Source organism: Halobacillus seohaensis (assembly GCF_042663045.1).
Lineage (GTDB): Bacteria > Bacillota > Bacilli > Bacillales > Halobacillaceae > Halobacillus_A > Halobacillus_A seohaensis.
Window position 1 is genome coordinate 1 of record NZ_JBHSZV010000051.1, and the last position, 16,402, is coordinate 16,402.

At 38.8% G+C, this 16,402-nt stretch carries 12 protein-coding genes and 1 riboswitch; of the genes, 4 read left to right on the forward strand and 8 right to left on the reverse strand.

All coding sequences use genetic code 11. The features are described from left to right. The first annotated feature begins 582 nt into the window (after positions 1–582). A complete protein-coding gene (locus tag ACFQIC_RS17645) occupies positions 583–819 on the forward strand; it encodes a hypothetical protein (RefSeq protein WP_204711856.1) in 237 nt (78 codons plus the stop codon). A 445-nt stretch (positions 820–1,264) separates the two neighbouring features. On the opposite strand, the gene ACFQIC_RS17650 is transcribed toward ACFQIC_RS17645, so the two are convergent. After that, positions 1,265–1,417, reverse strand: coding sequence for a hypothetical protein (locus ACFQIC_RS17650; RefSeq protein WP_204711858.1), 153 nt, complete (start codon positions 1,415–1,417; stop codon positions 1,265–1,267). Between the two features lie 384 nt (positions 1,418–1,801). On the opposite strand from ACFQIC_RS17650, the gene ACFQIC_RS17655 reads away from it, so the two are divergent. After that, positions 1,802–2,791, forward strand: a complete 990-nt coding sequence (locus ACFQIC_RS17655) for a sodium:calcium antiporter (protein WP_204711860.1) — start codon at positions 1,802–1,804, stop codon at positions 2,789–2,791. A gap of 361 nt (positions 2,792–3,152) precedes the next feature. Here the strand turns inward: ACFQIC_RS17655 and ACFQIC_RS17660 are convergent, their stop codons facing one another. The 6 genes from ACFQIC_RS17660 to ACFQIC_RS17685 all read right to left on the reverse strand — a co-directional run bounded on the left by ACFQIC_RS17660 (position 3,153) and on the right by ACFQIC_RS17685 (position 10,950). Then, positions 3,153–3,803, reverse strand: a complete 651-nt coding sequence (locus tag ACFQIC_RS17660) for a hypothetical protein (protein ID WP_204711862.1) — start codon at positions 3,801–3,803, stop codon at positions 3,153–3,155. Next, positions 3,800–4,387, reverse strand: a complete 588-nt coding sequence (locus tag ACFQIC_RS17665) for a sigma-70 family RNA polymerase sigma factor (RefSeq protein ID WP_204711864.1) — start codon at positions 4,385–4,387, stop codon at positions 3,800–3,802. The genes ACFQIC_RS17660 and ACFQIC_RS17665 overlap by 4 nt, the downstream gene beginning before the upstream one ends. 1,338 nt (positions 4,388–5,725) lie before the next feature. Continuing rightward, positions 5,726–7,117, reverse strand: a complete 1,392-nt coding sequence (locus tag ACFQIC_RS17670) for an ammonium transporter (RefSeq protein WP_204711866.1) — start codon at positions 7,115–7,117, stop codon at positions 5,726–5,728. A 26-nt stretch (positions 7,118–7,143) separates the two neighbouring features. Then, positions 7,144–7,485 (reverse strand): P-II family nitrogen regulator, encoded by a 342-nt coding sequence (locus tag ACFQIC_RS17675; RefSeq protein ID WP_204711868.1) that lies wholly within the window; start codon positions 7,483–7,485, stop codon positions 7,144–7,146. 188 nt (positions 7,486–7,673) lie between these two features. Further along, positions 7,674–8,714 (reverse strand): ribonucleotide-diphosphate reductase subunit beta, encoded by a 1,041-nt coding sequence (locus ACFQIC_RS17680; RefSeq protein ID WP_204711870.1) that lies wholly within the window; start codon positions 8,712–8,714, stop codon positions 7,674–7,676. A gap of 13 nt (positions 8,715–8,727) precedes the next feature. Then, complete coding sequence (locus tag ACFQIC_RS17685) at positions 8,728–10,950, reverse strand: ribonucleoside-diphosphate reductase subunit alpha (RefSeq protein ID WP_204711872.1); 2,223 nt, start codon at positions 10,948–10,950, stop codon at positions 8,728–8,730. A gap of 149 nt (positions 10,951–11,099) precedes the next feature. Further along, positions 11,100–11,276, reverse strand: a riboswitch (cobalamin riboswitch). Positions 11,277–11,480: 204 nt separating this feature from the next. Here ACFQIC_RS17685 and ACFQIC_RS17690 point away from each other — a divergent pair. Continuing rightward, a complete protein-coding gene (locus ACFQIC_RS17690; RefSeq protein WP_204711874.1) occupies positions 11,481–12,158 on the forward strand; it encodes a class I SAM-dependent methyltransferase in 678 nt (225 codons plus the stop codon). 1,128 nt (positions 12,159–13,286) lie between these two features. Here the strand turns inward: ACFQIC_RS17690 and ACFQIC_RS17695 are convergent. After that, positions 13,287–14,267, reverse strand: a complete 981-nt coding sequence (locus tag ACFQIC_RS17695; RefSeq protein WP_204711876.1) for a cation diffusion facilitator family transporter — start codon at positions 14,265–14,267, stop codon at positions 13,287–13,289. Positions 14,268–14,420: 153 nt separating this feature from the next. On the opposite strand from ACFQIC_RS17695, the gene ACFQIC_RS17700 reads away from it, so the two are divergent. Then, a complete protein-coding gene (locus tag ACFQIC_RS17700) occupies positions 14,421–15,731 on the forward strand; it encodes a Glu/Leu/Phe/Val family dehydrogenase (RefSeq protein WP_204711878.1) in 1,311 nt (436 codons plus the stop codon). Positions 15,732–16,402 lie beyond the last annotated feature (671 nt).

Sequence of the window (16,402 nt, forward strand, 5' to 3'; positions counted from 1 at the left end):
AAACTTAATGTTTAACATAGGAGAACCTTCCTTGATTTACACAGACTTCTTGACACTACCGACTAGACGAGACCCCGCAGAGCGAAGCTCGAGGAGACTCGGCGTCTGCCCGCGGAAAGCGATCTGTTTTCCCTGCCCTCCCAAACTCCATACGGCAAACGGATCTCTTGTTATGAAACAAACTGGGGCGTTAGTTCAATAACTCTAATATCTAAGAAGAACGAAAACATACATTATTTTATTCATTAAAATGTATGTTTTGCTTCTTTGTTATTCACCTTCACCGTATGAATCAGGACAATGATTAACAGATGTTTTGTTATTAGAGAATGCAATTCACTATAAAATGGGATGATAATTTCGAGTAAAGTGTGTCAGTTTTTAGCAGAAACTGTTTCATTTTAAATGACGGTCACACAAGGTTTACTCGCATCCATCGTTTCGCTCATAACACAATATAACACGCTTACAAATGCCCCTAACAACTTAATAAGTTTTAAAGTCGAAGTAAGTGTTTATGTGTGCTCACCCTTGGAATTGGGTATACCTTTAATAGATGCAATTTGCAGAGAGGTGATTTGGATGTTTTATTCAGTAACTTTACAAAAAATATTAATATTCTTAGGGATTGGAGTGACAATAGGGGCAGTTGTAGGATTTAGTGCTGTTTTAGGTTTTGAACTGGACGGTTCTGTTTTTGTGCTTTCTATGTTTCTTAGTATTCTTACAGTATTTGCGGCAGCTATGTACGCAGAGCTTTATCATATTCGAGAAGCCGTCAATAAACAGCGCCAACAGCAAAATCAATCAAAAAAATAAGGCTCTATACTAAATGTGGTGGTGCCCTCAGTCATATCAATGAATCAAAATGTTTATTAGCAATGAAAGTTTCTACTATTGAAGCATTTCACAAAAAGGTTAAGACATGTAAACGTTGGAAGCAGGAGATTTTGCAGTCATTTATATTCCTGTTCAATAGCAGATATATTGAAAGTGTAAACGATTAAAAGAGAAATATTGTGGCGACAAGAGGTTAGTAAGGCTCTAGTTTAAATGAATTTGGGATAGATCACGAAGCAGAAATTTGCAAGACTCCTGGCTGAAAAGCGAGCGATTCGAAGACCCCACAGCCGTTTTTTCTAGGCGGCCTATGCATAATCTACTTTTATACAAAAGAGCCTTTAAAAGAGTTGTGGAATGGAAAATACACCACCACATTTGACAGAGAACCAAAAATAAAAGGCAGAGTTCTCTCTGTCTTTTATTATGGAATTATAAAGGATGCAATTAATATAACGGCATATAAAACGCCGATTGTAATGATGATAAAGTAACTCGATTTTGTTAGCTTTTTAAAGATGATAAAGAAGGTAGCTATAACGACGCTTATAATGAAAATCCAGTAAATTGTTTCCATTGGCAAAAATTCCTTCTTTCCAGCGGAGTTTTATGAATAAAATAATCGTCTAAAATGAATAGGGTGTTAGTAAAAGTCTGGCAGATTCTCTAACTAGTTCATGTGTTTAATGGTTCACTAAAATGTACATATTTATCGAATGGTTGGGACCTATAGTATTTATCATACGTAGCCAGTGGAATCTTGACAAGTTATTTAATGTGCTAATTGCCATTATAGTAAGGTGATTCAAATGGTGAAACTTTACTAAATTTATTCTGTTTGGGTGGTTCCATCTTAGATGGGTCGCTATAAGGTCAGCTTGTATTATCTGCTAGTTTTGAAATCATAGAATGAGGGAACGGACGGTATGCATAAGCGGTAAGGATTTGAGGGGCATATGATATGAGTGACGTAATCGTTTTTGTATTATTTATAGTAGCGGCTGTCTCAACTTTTTTTGTAGCATCACGATTAACAATGTTCGGCGATGCTGTAAAGGAGAAAACCAAAGCTTCCTCGTCTTTTATGGGAGTGATCATTGGGATTGCAATCTCCCTGCCCGAATTAACATCAAGCGTTACAGCAGTAGCCATTGATGCACCAGACTTGGCTGTTGGCAATTTAATCGGCAGTAATTTATTTAACATAATGGGGTTAGCAATTTTTGATTTAGTATATCGTCGTTATCAAATTATGACGTATGCTTCAATAGAAAGTAAGCTTTATGGATGGTTAGTAATTCTTCTAACGCTTATCGTTCTTTTTGGATTAACCTTTACTTTTCCTACTCATATTTTTCATATTAGTTATTCTACAATAGTGATTGTGCTGTTGTACGTTATTGGGTCCAAATGGATTAACGATCGTACAGAGTATAAAGGAAGAAAAATTAAACGGGAAAATAAAAGGTATAAAGATTATTCCTATCAACAAGTAATGACCTATTTTATTTTATCTGCTTTTGGCATTATGATTATTGGGAGTGTTTTAACTATTACTGCTGAAAGGATTGCAACCATTACAGGTTTGGGTGCATCTTTTGTTGGTGCTTTTCTTGTGGCTATTAGCACCTCATTACCAGATGCGGTTAGCGTAGGGACTGCTTTGAAATTAAGAAGGTTCAATTTAGGGATTAGTTCCTTATTAGGGAGTAATGCTTTTAATATAATGGTATTAGCTATTACAGATTTTATTTATTTGCGAGGAGGCTTGTTTGGGAAATCAAGTCCTTCTAATTTAATTATTGGAAGTGTTTCCATTGTATTCATTTTACTTATTATCTTTAACATCACACGGAAGAGGGAACGGCCGTCATGGAGTTATGCTATCCCTTCTGTTCTAATTATCTTAGGTTATTTTGTAACCACTTATTTTGTGTTTCAAATGAGGTGAGTGAAGCGTTTCACCTATTCGAGTTTGGTTTATTAAAAAGGGGTGCGAAACGTGGAATTACCAGAACATTTAATAAAAATGGGTTCAGGTGGTCGAAGGAAAGCTAATCGAAAACCGAATCAAAAAGAAATTTTAGCACTACAATTTTAGATTACTAAATAGAACACATTACTCTTGTCAGCGTAGCTTTAGAGCGTATTCTAGGGAAAGGTTACAAAATTACTGAAATATTGGTAGTTTAAGAATGGCCTGCATTTTTATATTCTGCTGAACTACTGATAGATAAAGCATGACCACCACGTGAAGCTAAAGCGTTAATAAGACCCGTTCATCCTGGGGGAGATGCGGGTCTGAATCTTGTTCATTGAGCTATAGGAAGGGAATCTTCTCTTTCGAAAATAAAGTAACCTTGTTGACTAATGGAACTTGAACCGATACCTGTACTTCGTCTACTCTTAATAGCGACAAGCCTTTGCTCATCTACACCCTGAATGCTGTATATTCTTTCTTCAGAGTTGACGGAGTTTACGCGCTGTTGGTCAAGTGGATTTTCAGGTTTTACGCTCCCTAAAGATTCCTTAAGATCTGATTTTTCTACACGTTTTCCTGTTTGGACGAACATGTTGTCATTATGAATAATATAAGTGTGGCGAACGATAGTCGAACTTTCCCTTTCTCCTTGTTCGCTTGCATGCTCTATTGAATCTTGAGCCTCTTCATTTTCAATGAACTGTTGAGATTTCATTTCAGTGTTTATTGATCGTTGGGATAATAAAGATATATCATTTGCAGAAGAGTAAGGAGGTTGGTAGTTAAGTTGGAAGAAAACGAAGGCGAGGACAGCTACTGCGGGTACAGGTAAAGCTGCTCTAGCCCAATTTTTCGTTGGTTTGCTTGTCTGTTTTGTTAATTTATTTACTAATTTATTTACTTCTTGTTCATCCATAGGAACTTTTTGGTATTTGACATTATGATTCATCTTTTTCAAACGACGATCCATAAGTTCGTTCATATGTAGGAGCTCCCTTCTGAGGCTAACTGTTCCTGTAATAGCTGGCGTGCCCGACGCAATCTAGTTTTGACAGTGTTTGGACTCACATTTAACAATTGAGCCATATCTTTCAGTTCGAAATATTCAAAGTAAAACAGAATAATCACTTCTCTATATTTATCCTCAAGCTGTAATACATGTTCTAGTAACTCTTCGTTCTCACTTTTATTAATAGTGTGCTGTTCTGGTGTGCTATTTTTAGATGGGATGTGTTGAAACACTTCAGCCCCTTTTCTTATCACTCGACGAAAGTATGAGCTTTTGAGATGGTCCTTACATAAATTAATTGTAATTTTGTAGAGCCATGTTTTTTCACTAGACTGTTGTTTAAAGGTTCGGTATTTTTGATAAGCTTTAATGAAGGTTTCTTGAATAATGTCTTCAGCAAGAGCGTGGTCTTTTACATAAGAATAGGCAATCCATTTCAAGTCATGACTATACAGGTGAATCCATTCTTCCATTTTGTTTTCTAATGAACTTTTATTTCTGGTTTTATCAGCAGTTTCTTCAGTGCGCTCTTTTCCTATCAATTTGTCCCACCTCATTAAATAGACGACACTCCCCTCTATGAGGTTTTAGTTAAATAGAAACTATTCACCGTGTTTAATGTGTCTAGCATAACACAAGATCTACTCTTGAAATTAATAGATGTGAAAATTGAATCATAAAATAATTAGGTTGCTTGTTAGATTAAGTAGTTCCGATACTGTGAAGAAAGTCTAAAGTAACAGGTGAATTAACGTACTAAAACATACTATGTTTAGCACCATAAAATAACAGTACAAACAAAAACGTTTGGATTTTTAATGCCCAAGCGTTCTTTTTTTATATTTTCTTGTTAAACTAAGCTCCAGATTGTGGAAAATTAACTTCAAGACATTCCGGTGGTTTCCGTTACAAAGGATGGCGTGTGAAGGTCCGGGAAATCACTCGCTTTCCGTGGGCATGTGGTGAGCTTCCTCAGGCTACGCCTTGCGGGATCTCACCGATCATGTTCATCCCACAGGAGTCTCGCAATTTCCCGGACCTTCTTGTTTTCGTGAGGAGAACGGAAGCATCAGATGTGGGGCTTAAGTGAAAAGCACTCCTTATGAGTGAGAATTGTGCTGGAGAATGCTTTCTTCCATATCGCTTAAAGCCCCACTATTCAATATAAGAATGGCGGTTCCGTTACTTTTATCGGAGAATGGGGGGATGGGAAAGACTCGCTTTCCGCTGACAGACGTCGAGTCTTCTCGAGCTTTGCAGGCCACTGAAAAAGCCTCTACAAAGAAAAGTACAATATCGGTGATATCATTGACTTTTCCTTCTATATATTGATTGATTTTGTTTTTATTCTCTTATACTATCAGTTTTTCAGTGGCCTCCTAAAGCTCTGTGGGGTCTGGCCATTCTATCCTTTCCCGCAGGAGTCTCGAGGTTTCCCATCCCCCAGATATAAAAATCAAAATCGCAAATAGCATACCAATTAACATAGTAATTAGCACGTTGACACCAGCTATTGTCATTAATTTTGTATGATAATTAATTCAAGTGTTATTATCCGTAACATTTGAATTATCAGCAAAAATAAGAGGCCAATTATATACAATTTGGTCTGCTAATTCGTATGCTATTTCGTGAGTTCTCCACCGAAACGGAACTACTTATTGTTAGATGTGATTGTTTTCTATTCGAGCAGTATTGTTGATTAAAGAGTTGCTAAAAAAGAATGGTTCCGTTAATAAAGAGAGAGGGGATGGGGTGGGGGGGAGTAAATCCATAACAGATGCCACTGAAAAACTGATAATTTAAGAGAATAATGATCAAAACGTTTAACATGGCTAAGAGAAAATAAAACCACCTAAGGACATGTTGTCCTTAGGTGGTTTGTTAACTATTAACTATTGAGCTGTACGTTCTTTGCTTTTCTTATCTTTTCTGTCCAAGCTGTCAAGTCTGGACAATAATCCAACACCAAAGTCTTTATCGACAGTAGGGTTAGGGTTCTCGTTAAAGATACTCTTAGAAGACTCATAAGCGCTAGAACCATGTTCAGCAAAGTCTAAACCAGAGATTTCTTCTTCGCGAGATACACGGATACCAAATGCAGATTTTAGAACGAATATCACAATAGCTGTAGTACCCATTGTCCAAGCAATAACTGCAAGTACCCCAACGGCTTGAATACCTAGTTGAGCAATGCCGCCGCCATAAAATAGACCGCCGTCTACTGCGAAAAGTCCTACAGCTAGTGTACCCCAAACACCGCAAATTCCGTGAACAGCAATAGCACCTACTGGATCATCAATGTGAAGCTTACGGTCAAGAAGTTGAACACCCTCTACAAGAATAACACCTGCGATTAGACCAGTAATGATTGCTCCAATGGCTGAAAGGTCTCCGGTTCCTGCAGTAATACCTACAAGACCAGCTAAAGCACCGTTTAAAGTTAGTGATGCATCAATGCGCTTATATTTCATGTAGGAATAAAAACCCGAACCAATAACCCCGGCAGAAGCAGATAACAATGTTGTCATGATAACGGTAGGGATAAGTGAAGTATCAGCAGCTAGTGTACTACCACCGTTAAAGCCAAACCAACCAAACCAAAGGATGAATACCCCTAAAGCACCAATAGGAATGTTATGGCCTTGAATAACATTTACTTTACCACCACTGTATTTTCCTAAACGTGGTCCAAGGAACATGACAGCTACAATGGCTCCAATAGCACCTGTTAAGTGAACTACGGTAGATCCGGCAAAGTCAATAAATCCAATCTGTGACAACCATCCACCGCCCCACACCCAGTGTCCTACAACGGGATAAATAAAAGCAGTCATTGCAATTGTTAGCAATAAGTATGAACTGAACTTGATTCTTTCAGCTACTGCACCTGAGATAATTGTCGCACATGTGGCTGCGAATACGGCTTGGAAGACAAAGAAACCAATTTGATCTTCATGACCGCTTAATAGAAAACCATCTAATCCTATAAAACCACCACCTGAGGAACCAAACATGAATCCATATCCAACGATGAAGTATAGAATAGAAGCAATGGACATCGTCATAAAGTTTTTCATTAAGATATTCAAAGCGTTTTTCGAGCGGGTGAACCCGGCCTCTACCATTGCGAATCCTGCGTGCATGAAAAACACTAGGAAGGTTGCGACCATAACCCAAATTAAATCAACGGATTCTAGAACTGATGCAGGAGTAGGTGCCGCAGCACTTGCTACAACTGGAAAACTAAGAGAAGCTAACAATAATAACGGGAGTATTTTTTTCATTATATTTTCCATCCTTCCAAATAGTATTATATTAGTGCGGCTTTTCCGCTTTCACCTGTGCGAATTCGATAAACTTCATCAATCGAAGATACGAAGATCTTCCCATCTCCAACTTCATCTGTAGCACAAGTGTTTGTAATGGTTTCAACGATTTCTTGTACTTCAGAGTCTTCAATAACCATTTCAACTTTCACTTTCGGGTAAAGTTTCACTTCGTAACGGTTACCTCGGAAGATACCCTCTTGTCCTTTTTGCTGACCACACCCTGCGACTTCAGAAACGGTTAATCCCTTGACACCCATAACGTCAAGATTTTCCCGTAACGTTTGAAAAGCTTCGGGGCGTATTATTGCCTCCACTTTTTTCATGGATAATTTCCTCCTTTGAATTTCGTGTTAGTTTTCTTAACACAATAAGTTATGTTAAGTCCTACTATAAAACAAATATTCAGAAAAATCAATAGATAAATTTTAATAATGTAAGAAAAGTTGACACAAATAAAAAAACACAGGTCATTTTAAAAAAATGACCTGTGTAAAGGGAGCATTATAGGGTTTTACAAATCGTCGAATCCATTATCTTCAGAAACCTTAGTATACTGCCTTGATTTTTGTTCAAAGAAGTCCGATTTTCCTTCATCCACTTCCTGATAAGCGCGGATCCATTTCAATGGGTTTTCCTGATATTCAGGATAAGGTTTATCGACTCCCATTAACTTGCAACGCTTATTAGCAATAAAACGAATGTAATCTTCTAAATCGTTTATGGCAATGCCTGGGAACTCATTGCCAATAATGTGATGAGCCCACTTAATTTCAAGCTCAACGGCTTCTTTAAAGGTTTCCGTTACGAAATTTTCATACCAATCACGGTCAAGTCCAGGATTCTCATTTAAAGTCTCTTTAAAGATGTGTGCAAACAAGTTCACATGAATTTGTTCGTCGCGATTAATGTAATTAATCATTGTACTTGTTGATACCATTTTTTGATTTCGCGCTAAGTTGTAGAAGAAGGCAAATCCTGCGTAGAAAAATAAGCCTTCTAATACAACATCATAAACGACTGACTTCAAAAAGGTTTCAACATTTGGTTGTTCGGCGAAATCTTCATAACCATTGGTAATGAATTGATTGCGTTCAATTAAAATTTCATCATGTTTCCAGTATTCGAAAATGCGCTCTTGTTCGCTTTGATCCACTAGTGTAGATAAGACATACGAATATGACTGATTGTGTACGACTTCCTGAAAAGCGAGCACTTGCATTAAAGCAGAGACACTAGAATCAGTTATATAGTCAGCGATTTTACTAGAGTAATCGGTTTGAATAGAATCTAGAAAGGCGAGCAATCCAATTATCTTTTTAAAAGAAGCTTGCTCTTGTTCCGATAGCTCCGGCCATTGTTTTAAATCGTTGCTCATATTAATTTCACTTGGAATCCAAAAATTAGCTAGCATTGTTTTATACATAGGATAGGCCCATGAATAACGGGTGTCATCCCAATTTAATACGTTTGAGCTGCGGCCATTGACCATGCCTGTTGAGGCATTGGGGGCATGATAGTCGACGAGTTTCCGTTGCTGTATAGTTTTATCCATCTTGTCCACCTCCTTAAGATGAGCAGCTTTCACATTCTTCAAAGTCTCCTTGGCTGGAAGTGGAACGTGTATAGTAGGTAGTTTTCAGTCCTGACTTCCAGGCGTCAATGTGTAAGGCAAGCAGCTCTTTTGCTTTGATAGAATTCTTCACGTAAAGATTAAAAGAAATCGACTGGTCTATATATTTTTGACGAACGGCATTTTGTTTAATACTAGAGTGCTGATCAATGTCATATGCAGATTTATAGTACCAATATGTTTCTGGTGTCAAGTCAGGAGCTGTGACAGGAATTTTGAAATCTTTTTTTTCCTCAGAGTAGAATTTTTTAAAAATGGGATCGATACTTGCCGTACTTCCAGCAATTAGAGAGGTGCTGGAATTGGGTGCTACGGCCATAAGATAGCCGTTCCTCATACCATTTGAATGTACGTCATGTTTTAATTCGTTCCAGTCAAAGGATCCGCCTTGATCAAACGTCCGTTTAACAAAAAATTCCCCCGTATCCCAGTCAGATCCTTCGAATAACGGGTAACTTCCTTTTTCCTTAGCTAACTGATTGCTTGCAGAAATCGTATAATAAGATATTTCTTCATAAACTTTGTCTGCATAGTCCACAGCCTCATCGGATTCCCAAACTATTTTATTTTGGGCTAATAGGTGTGCCCAGCCAAACGTACCTAAACCAATTCCGCGATAAGACTGATTAGTGAGCTGTGCCTGTAACACGGGGATGGTATTTTGATCGATGACGTTATCTAGCATACGAACTTGAATAGGGATTAATCTTGATAGTACACCTTGAGGAACAGCTCGTCCTAAGTTAATACTTGATAAGTTACAGACTACGAAATCACCAGGAGTCTTGACAGTAATAATTTTTCCGTCTTCAATATGTTGCTGGTCTTGCACCGTAGGGCTTTGATTTTGTGTAATTTCTGTACAAAGGTTACTGCAATAAATCAATCCTTTGTGACTGTTAGGATTCATGCGGTTTACTTCATCTCGATAGAACATGTAGGGCGTACCTGTTTCGAGTTGTCCAACCATAATTCGTTTCATGATTTCGATTGCCGGAACTTTTTCTTTCGATAACTGGTTACTCTCAACGCAAGCCTGATAGTGTTCTCGGAATGAACCGTTGCCTCGTGTTTCATCATAAAAATCCTCTAGCGAGAAGCCCATGACTTTACGAACTTCGTGGGGATCGAATAAGTACCAATCTTCTCTTTTCTCAACAGCTTCCATAAATAAGTCCGGGATTGATACTCCTGTAAATAAGTCATGTGTACGCTGGCGCTCATCTCCGTTATTTAAGCGGCTATCGAGAAAAGGGAAGATATCTTTGTGCCAAATGTCTAAGTAGACAGCTACTGCACCTTGTCTTTGTCCTAATTGGTCAACACTTACCGCGGTATTATTAATTTGCTTCATCCAAGGTAGAACACCTGAAGAGACACCCTTAAATCCGCGAATGTCGCTGCCTCTGCTACGGATTTTCCCTAAGTAAACGCCGATTCCGCCGCCGTGCTTACTTAAGTTGGCGATATCCGTGTTGCTATCATAAATCGACTGTAAACTATCATCAATAGTATCAATAAAACACGAGCTTAATTGACCATAACGCTTCCCGGCATTGGCTAAGGTTGGTGTAGCCACCGTCATATATAGATGACTTAAAGCCCAGTAGGCCTCTTTAACAAATTCTAAACGACGAACGGAATCTTCATGGGCCATCAATGTCATAGCGATAATCATAAATCGTTCTTGCGGGAGCTCGTAGACTAGGCCAGACTTAGAACGGGCTAAATAACGGTCCCCTAATGTTTTAATACCAATATAGGTGAATAAATCGTCTCGATCAGGAACAATTGCTTTTTCAAGCTCATCCATTTCTGCTTTTGAGTACTGGTTAAGTATATCTGGATTATAAATATCCTCTTCTACTAATATTTTAACTAATTGGTGAAACTCTTGGTATGCTTGTGAACTCCCACGATTAACTGTTGATTTTTCATACATTTGCTGTAAATGTATACGACTGGCAAGATAGGTCCAATTTGGTGTTGTTTCACTAATCTCAGCTAAGCATTCAAGAATTAAAGCCCTAGCTTGTTCATTTTTATCTCCTTGGACGCTCTTAGCCTTTGTTACCATGCGCTCCATTTGAAGGGATGGAAAGAGTTCTGCTTGTCCCTCTAACCATTCTTTCCAATAGGATGTCATAACGGAATCCATACGTTCACTCCTCTATTAAGTATTTTAATAAAAATTCCATAAAAAAACCCGCTCAGAGTTGATGAGCGGGTGAAACGATGAAATGAAAGAGGCTATTAAAGAACCCCTTTCATTTCATCGCTTCATCTTCTCAAACCCCGAAGAAGTTGAAACTTCTGCGAACAAAGACAGGTCTCCTGACTCACACCCAATTCTACTCCGGTCCTTCCCGTGATTTTTGCACAGTGGTTCTTCCGTTTCGCGAGTGTTTACAGTTGCGGGGGCAGTTCTGGTTTTACACCAGATTCCCTATTAAGCCTATGGCATCTTCTGTTCGCGGATACTATATATGGTATTTTCACTTTAAAATTTTAGCTTATATTGTGTTTTAAGCATAACTGAGATTGTTATGATGTGCAACTATTTTTAATGAACTGGTATAATAAAGTGGAGAACTTTGCAGTCTTAAAGAAAATTAGAGATGTGTAATAAATTTTTCGGAATACTCGTGTTAATTTGTGATTAATGAAGGAGTAAGAGGAGGGTTCAAGATGACATTTGAATGGCATAAGGAAGCAGAAAAGCAATGGGATGGACGAGCTGAATTCTGGAATACCAATAGTCAGACCATGTGGGACGAGGGGAGTCGAAAAACAATTATCCCCTTTTTAAAAAAATATGTAAAGGAAGGGGGACACATTGCGGATCTTGGCTGTGGAGATGGATATGGATCGTTTAAATTAGAAAAAGAAGGTTATCGTGTTACAGGCCTTGATATTTCAGTAGATATGATTCAACGGGCGAAATCAAGGGTAGAAAATGAAAACCTCCAATTCACACAAGGTGATCTAGTGAACCTCCCATTTGAAAAGGAAAGTTTTGATTCGATTATGGCTATCAACTGTTTAGAGTGGGTGGAAGTACCTTATCAAGGATTAGAAGAAATGAAACGTGTGCTAAATCCAGGGGGGAGGCTGTGTATCGGAATCTTAGGACCTACAGCGATGCCTCGGAAAAATAGCTACCGCCGAGTGTATGGGGACAAAGTGATTTGTAATACGATGATGCCTTGGGAGCTGGAACAAATGGCGATTGAAACTGGTTGGAAGCATATAGATGGGCACGGTGTATATAAACGTGGGGTTGAAGAACAGGACGCGGCTGGTTTTGCGAAAGAATTACAACAGTCTCTTACATTTATGTGGGTATTTATATTTGAAAAAGAGTGAAGGAAATAAATCAGGAGATATAGGTTCCATAGAAAAGCGAATCATATCAAAAGTAATTAATACCAAACCATGATGTTCCTTGCAAACTAAGTAGTTCCGATACCGTGGAGAAAATCTAAAATAACTGTTGGAATAACATACTAAATACACTATGTTTAGCACCATAAATAACAGTGCAAATAACACACAAAAACGCTTGGACATTTTAATATCTAAGCGTTTTTCTTTATATTTTCTTCTTCAACTAAAGCATCTTTTACTTGAAGACTCAGCTTCGAGAGATGTTGTTTCCGTTATGGTTGAAAGCGTTTGGAGGTCCGGGAAATCACTCGCTTTCCGTGGGCATGTGTTGAGCCTTCCTCGGGCTATCGCCCTGCGGGATCCCACCGATCATGTTCATCCCAGCTCTTACGCCTTATAAGGACGAAGGCTACATCTAGTTCATCAATCCTATCGGGCGTTATCCAGCTCCAGCACCTAGCGGCTAGTGAGACTTCCCTCGCTTCGGTACGATAAGTCAACATCGAATCACGATGTTCTTCGTGTTTCCTTTATCTCCGACAGCTCAGTCCAGTCCATATGCCGCTGACCAAGGCGCCTCCGCTTTTAAAAGTGGAGTCTCGCAATTTTCCGGCCCTCCTTGCCATTGTGAGGCAGACGGAAACCTCAGTAATGGGTTCTTCAAATTGTAGGCTATTCATAGATGGGAGTGGGTGGCTAGGAAACGGGGAGACTCCTATGGGATGTGCGGGACAGCTGAGACCCGACCCCACAGGACGAAGTCCGAGGAGGCTCAGCGCCCGCCCCATGGAAAGCGAGCCGTTTCCCGCAGCCCCTACATTCACACAAACACCTCGAATTCAAGTCTTCAACAATACGGTCTCGTTAGTTTAATTGTAATCGTCCACAATCAGTCAACGTGCTAAATACTATGCTAATTATGGTGCAATTTGTAATGTTGATTTTGGTAAACCAAAAGGAATGTGGGGATTTATGTTAAAAAATATATAGATAACTACCAATTTACGTAGTAGTTAGCACGTTGACAATAGCTATTGTCATTATGTTAGTTGGGTTACGATTTTGTATGATAATTCAAGTGAAGGAGGGTGAGGTGCCCCGGACCTTCTAACGTTGCTCTTTATCATCGTATTGATCCATCGACCAGTTTTTTTCTTCATCGCTTTCTACAATACCTAAGATGACATCCGAGATACTAGAATCTTCTAAGACCTTATCGCGAACTTTATATTTAATATCGTCTGCCTCTGCAAGAGAGAGCCCCTTAATCAGCTCGATATAACTTTCAACATGATACTCTCTTCCCTCTTGGAGGATACGGAGTTTTTTAATATCAACGACATTCTGATCACCTAATATCACTTCAGCTACTCGTTCTTCAATAATTTTAGGGGCAGCCACGCCAATTAAACCAATCGTGTTTTCATATCCAATTTTAATGGCGATTCCAATTAATAATATTCCAATAATAAGTGTGCCTAGTCCGTCAAGAAAATATAGTCCCGTGAAGTAAGATAGGACTACAAAGATGAGGGCAATCATTGCACCAGACGTTGCGACAAGGTCTTCATAAAAAACTAGTCGTGTCGGCGGTGAGGAAAGTTTGGCATTTTTGAATGAATCTTTAAAAATATTAAAGCCTTTAGAACCCGCTCGGCTCTCCTCATTGATTTCTTTCATAACTTTAATCAAGATATATCCGTCAACAATGATTGATACAATTAAAATTATAACATTAAGCCAAATGTTCGAAGAGGATTTGGGGTCTTGAATCAGTCCCCATCCTTTTAAAATGGTTTCATAAGACATAATGGTAACAATAATAACTGCTATCAGAACAAAAAGATTTACTACTCGCCCAAATCCAGAAGGGAATCGTTCTGTCGGTTCTTTCTCCGCTAGTGCACTTCCGAAGAAAACAAATCCTTGGTTTGTAGCGTCAGCAACGGAGTGAATTGCTGTAGCAAACATCGCTCCACTTCCACTCACCGCAGCAGCAATACCCTTAATAACTGCCAATAATGCGTTTCCAACCGCCGCAATCCCAGATGATTTGTTTCCTTTTTTCAGCAATTTCCAATAAGACATTCATTTCACCCTCACTTATACTTTGCGTTGTTTATTATTGTGCTTAATAATTAAAAAAATAATCATTGTTCTCATCCTTTCCAACATGTTCTGTATAAAAAGCCTGCTTTCTTGGAACTTTATAAAGAGTGATTAATAGTAGGAGGCTAGAGCATGGGAAGCAATCGAGATAAGGCAGAGTCAGACATAACAACACAAGATCATAACCCTTACGACATAGTGAAAGGGTTACTTAGGGAATCTGTAACTAAGTTAGGTTTAAATGACAACATTTATCAAATTCTTAAAAAACCAATGAGAGTTTTTGAGGTATCTATTCCGGTACGAATGGACAATGGACACATAGAAAATTTCACTGGTTATCGCTGTCAACACATTGACATATTGGGACCTACAAAAGGAGGGATTCGCTTTCATCCTAAAGTGAATATTGACGAGGTAAAAGCTCTTTCTATATGGATGTCGCTAAAGTCAGCGATTCTTGACCTTCCTTTAGGTGGAGGGAAAGGGGGAGTGATCGTTGATCCAATTAATTTATCTGAACGTGAACTTGAGGTGCTAAGTCGCACGTATATTAGAAAAATTACGCCGATTATTGGACCGGAAAAGGACATTCCTGCCCCGGATGTTAACACTACCCCTGAAATGATGGGATGGATGATTGATGAATTTGATCAACTGAGGGGATATAATATTCCGGGTATGCTAACAGGAAAGCCTGTAATAATTGGTGGATCGCTTGGACGTTTAGAAGCAACCGGACGCGGAGTTGTTTTGACCATTCGTGAAGCAGCCAAAGTATTAGAAATGGATCTTAGTAAATCGACCGCTGTTCTACAAGGTTTTGGAAATGTGGGTTCGATGACAGCTAAGTTTTTAGATGAATTAGGTGTTAAAATTTTAGCTATAACCGATGCACACGGCGGGATTTACAATGAAGAAGGGCTTAACATACCAGAGCTATTAGAATTTGTGAAAAAAGGGAATTATGTATCTGAATATACGAAGGCAGATTCCATCACCAATGAAGATATGTTTGGTCTTCCTGTAGATATTTTGATTCCGGCAGCAATTGAAAATCAAATAACAAAAGAAACGGCGCCGCATATCCAAGCTAAAATTATCGCAGAAGCGGCAAATGGTCCAACAACGCCCGAGGGTGATCAAATTCTAGAGAAAAAGGGTATCTTCGTGATACCAGACATTCTTTGTAATGCGGGTGGTGTAACTGTCTCTTATTTTGAGTGGGTGCAAAACTCAATGAATTATTATTGGGATGAAAAAGAAATTAATCAAAAGTTAGAAGAACATATGAAGTTTGGCTTTAAAAGTGTAATTAATATGAGAAATGAGAAAGACTGTCGAATGAGACAAGCTGCGTACATGGTGGGTATTAATCATATTGTCAAAGCACTAAGTGCACGTGGATGGATCAAAGATTCAGATTTACAGGCAAATTCTTAATGTAGGTTTTATAAGAAAAAGGGAAGACAATGACTTCGATCAGTCACTTGCCTTCCTTTTTTTATTTGGCTGTGTTAAATTTTGTTGTTGGTTACTGTTATAAAATGTATTGATTTCTTTATGAAGCTACATTGCTTATTTTATCCGCTAAAGCCCACTTATCTTTAAGATCGGCTTCGTTGCTTTTGATTGGAGAAATGGGGTCTTGGAAATGGCTCGCTTTCCGCGGGGAAGACGGCAAGCCTCCTCGAGCTAAAGCTCTGCGGGTCTCGCCAGTCTATCCTTTCCCGCAGGAGTCCACCATTTCCAAGCCCCCACTACCATGATTATAGGAGCGAAACCATCATTCCAAATCAGATGCCGCTGAAAAAGTGTTTACGGTCAGAGGATCACAGTCAACATGTTGATGTTAAAGAAGAAATCACTCGCGTATAGTTGTTGATTGAGCTAATTCTCTTATTAAATTCACTTTTTTAGTGGCTTCCCAAATCATAAAGGGAGCATACTGGAAAATTTTCTACCGTGGGTGTTTGAGCGATATTTTCTCGTTTTGGCCGCTTCTAAAGAACCTCATATGGCCAGAGTAGTTCTCCAACGCCCCTTTCTTCACAAAATATCTCGGAATCGAGGTCTTCAACAATCCTGCCCGACGGTTGAGTAGACATTCGTCC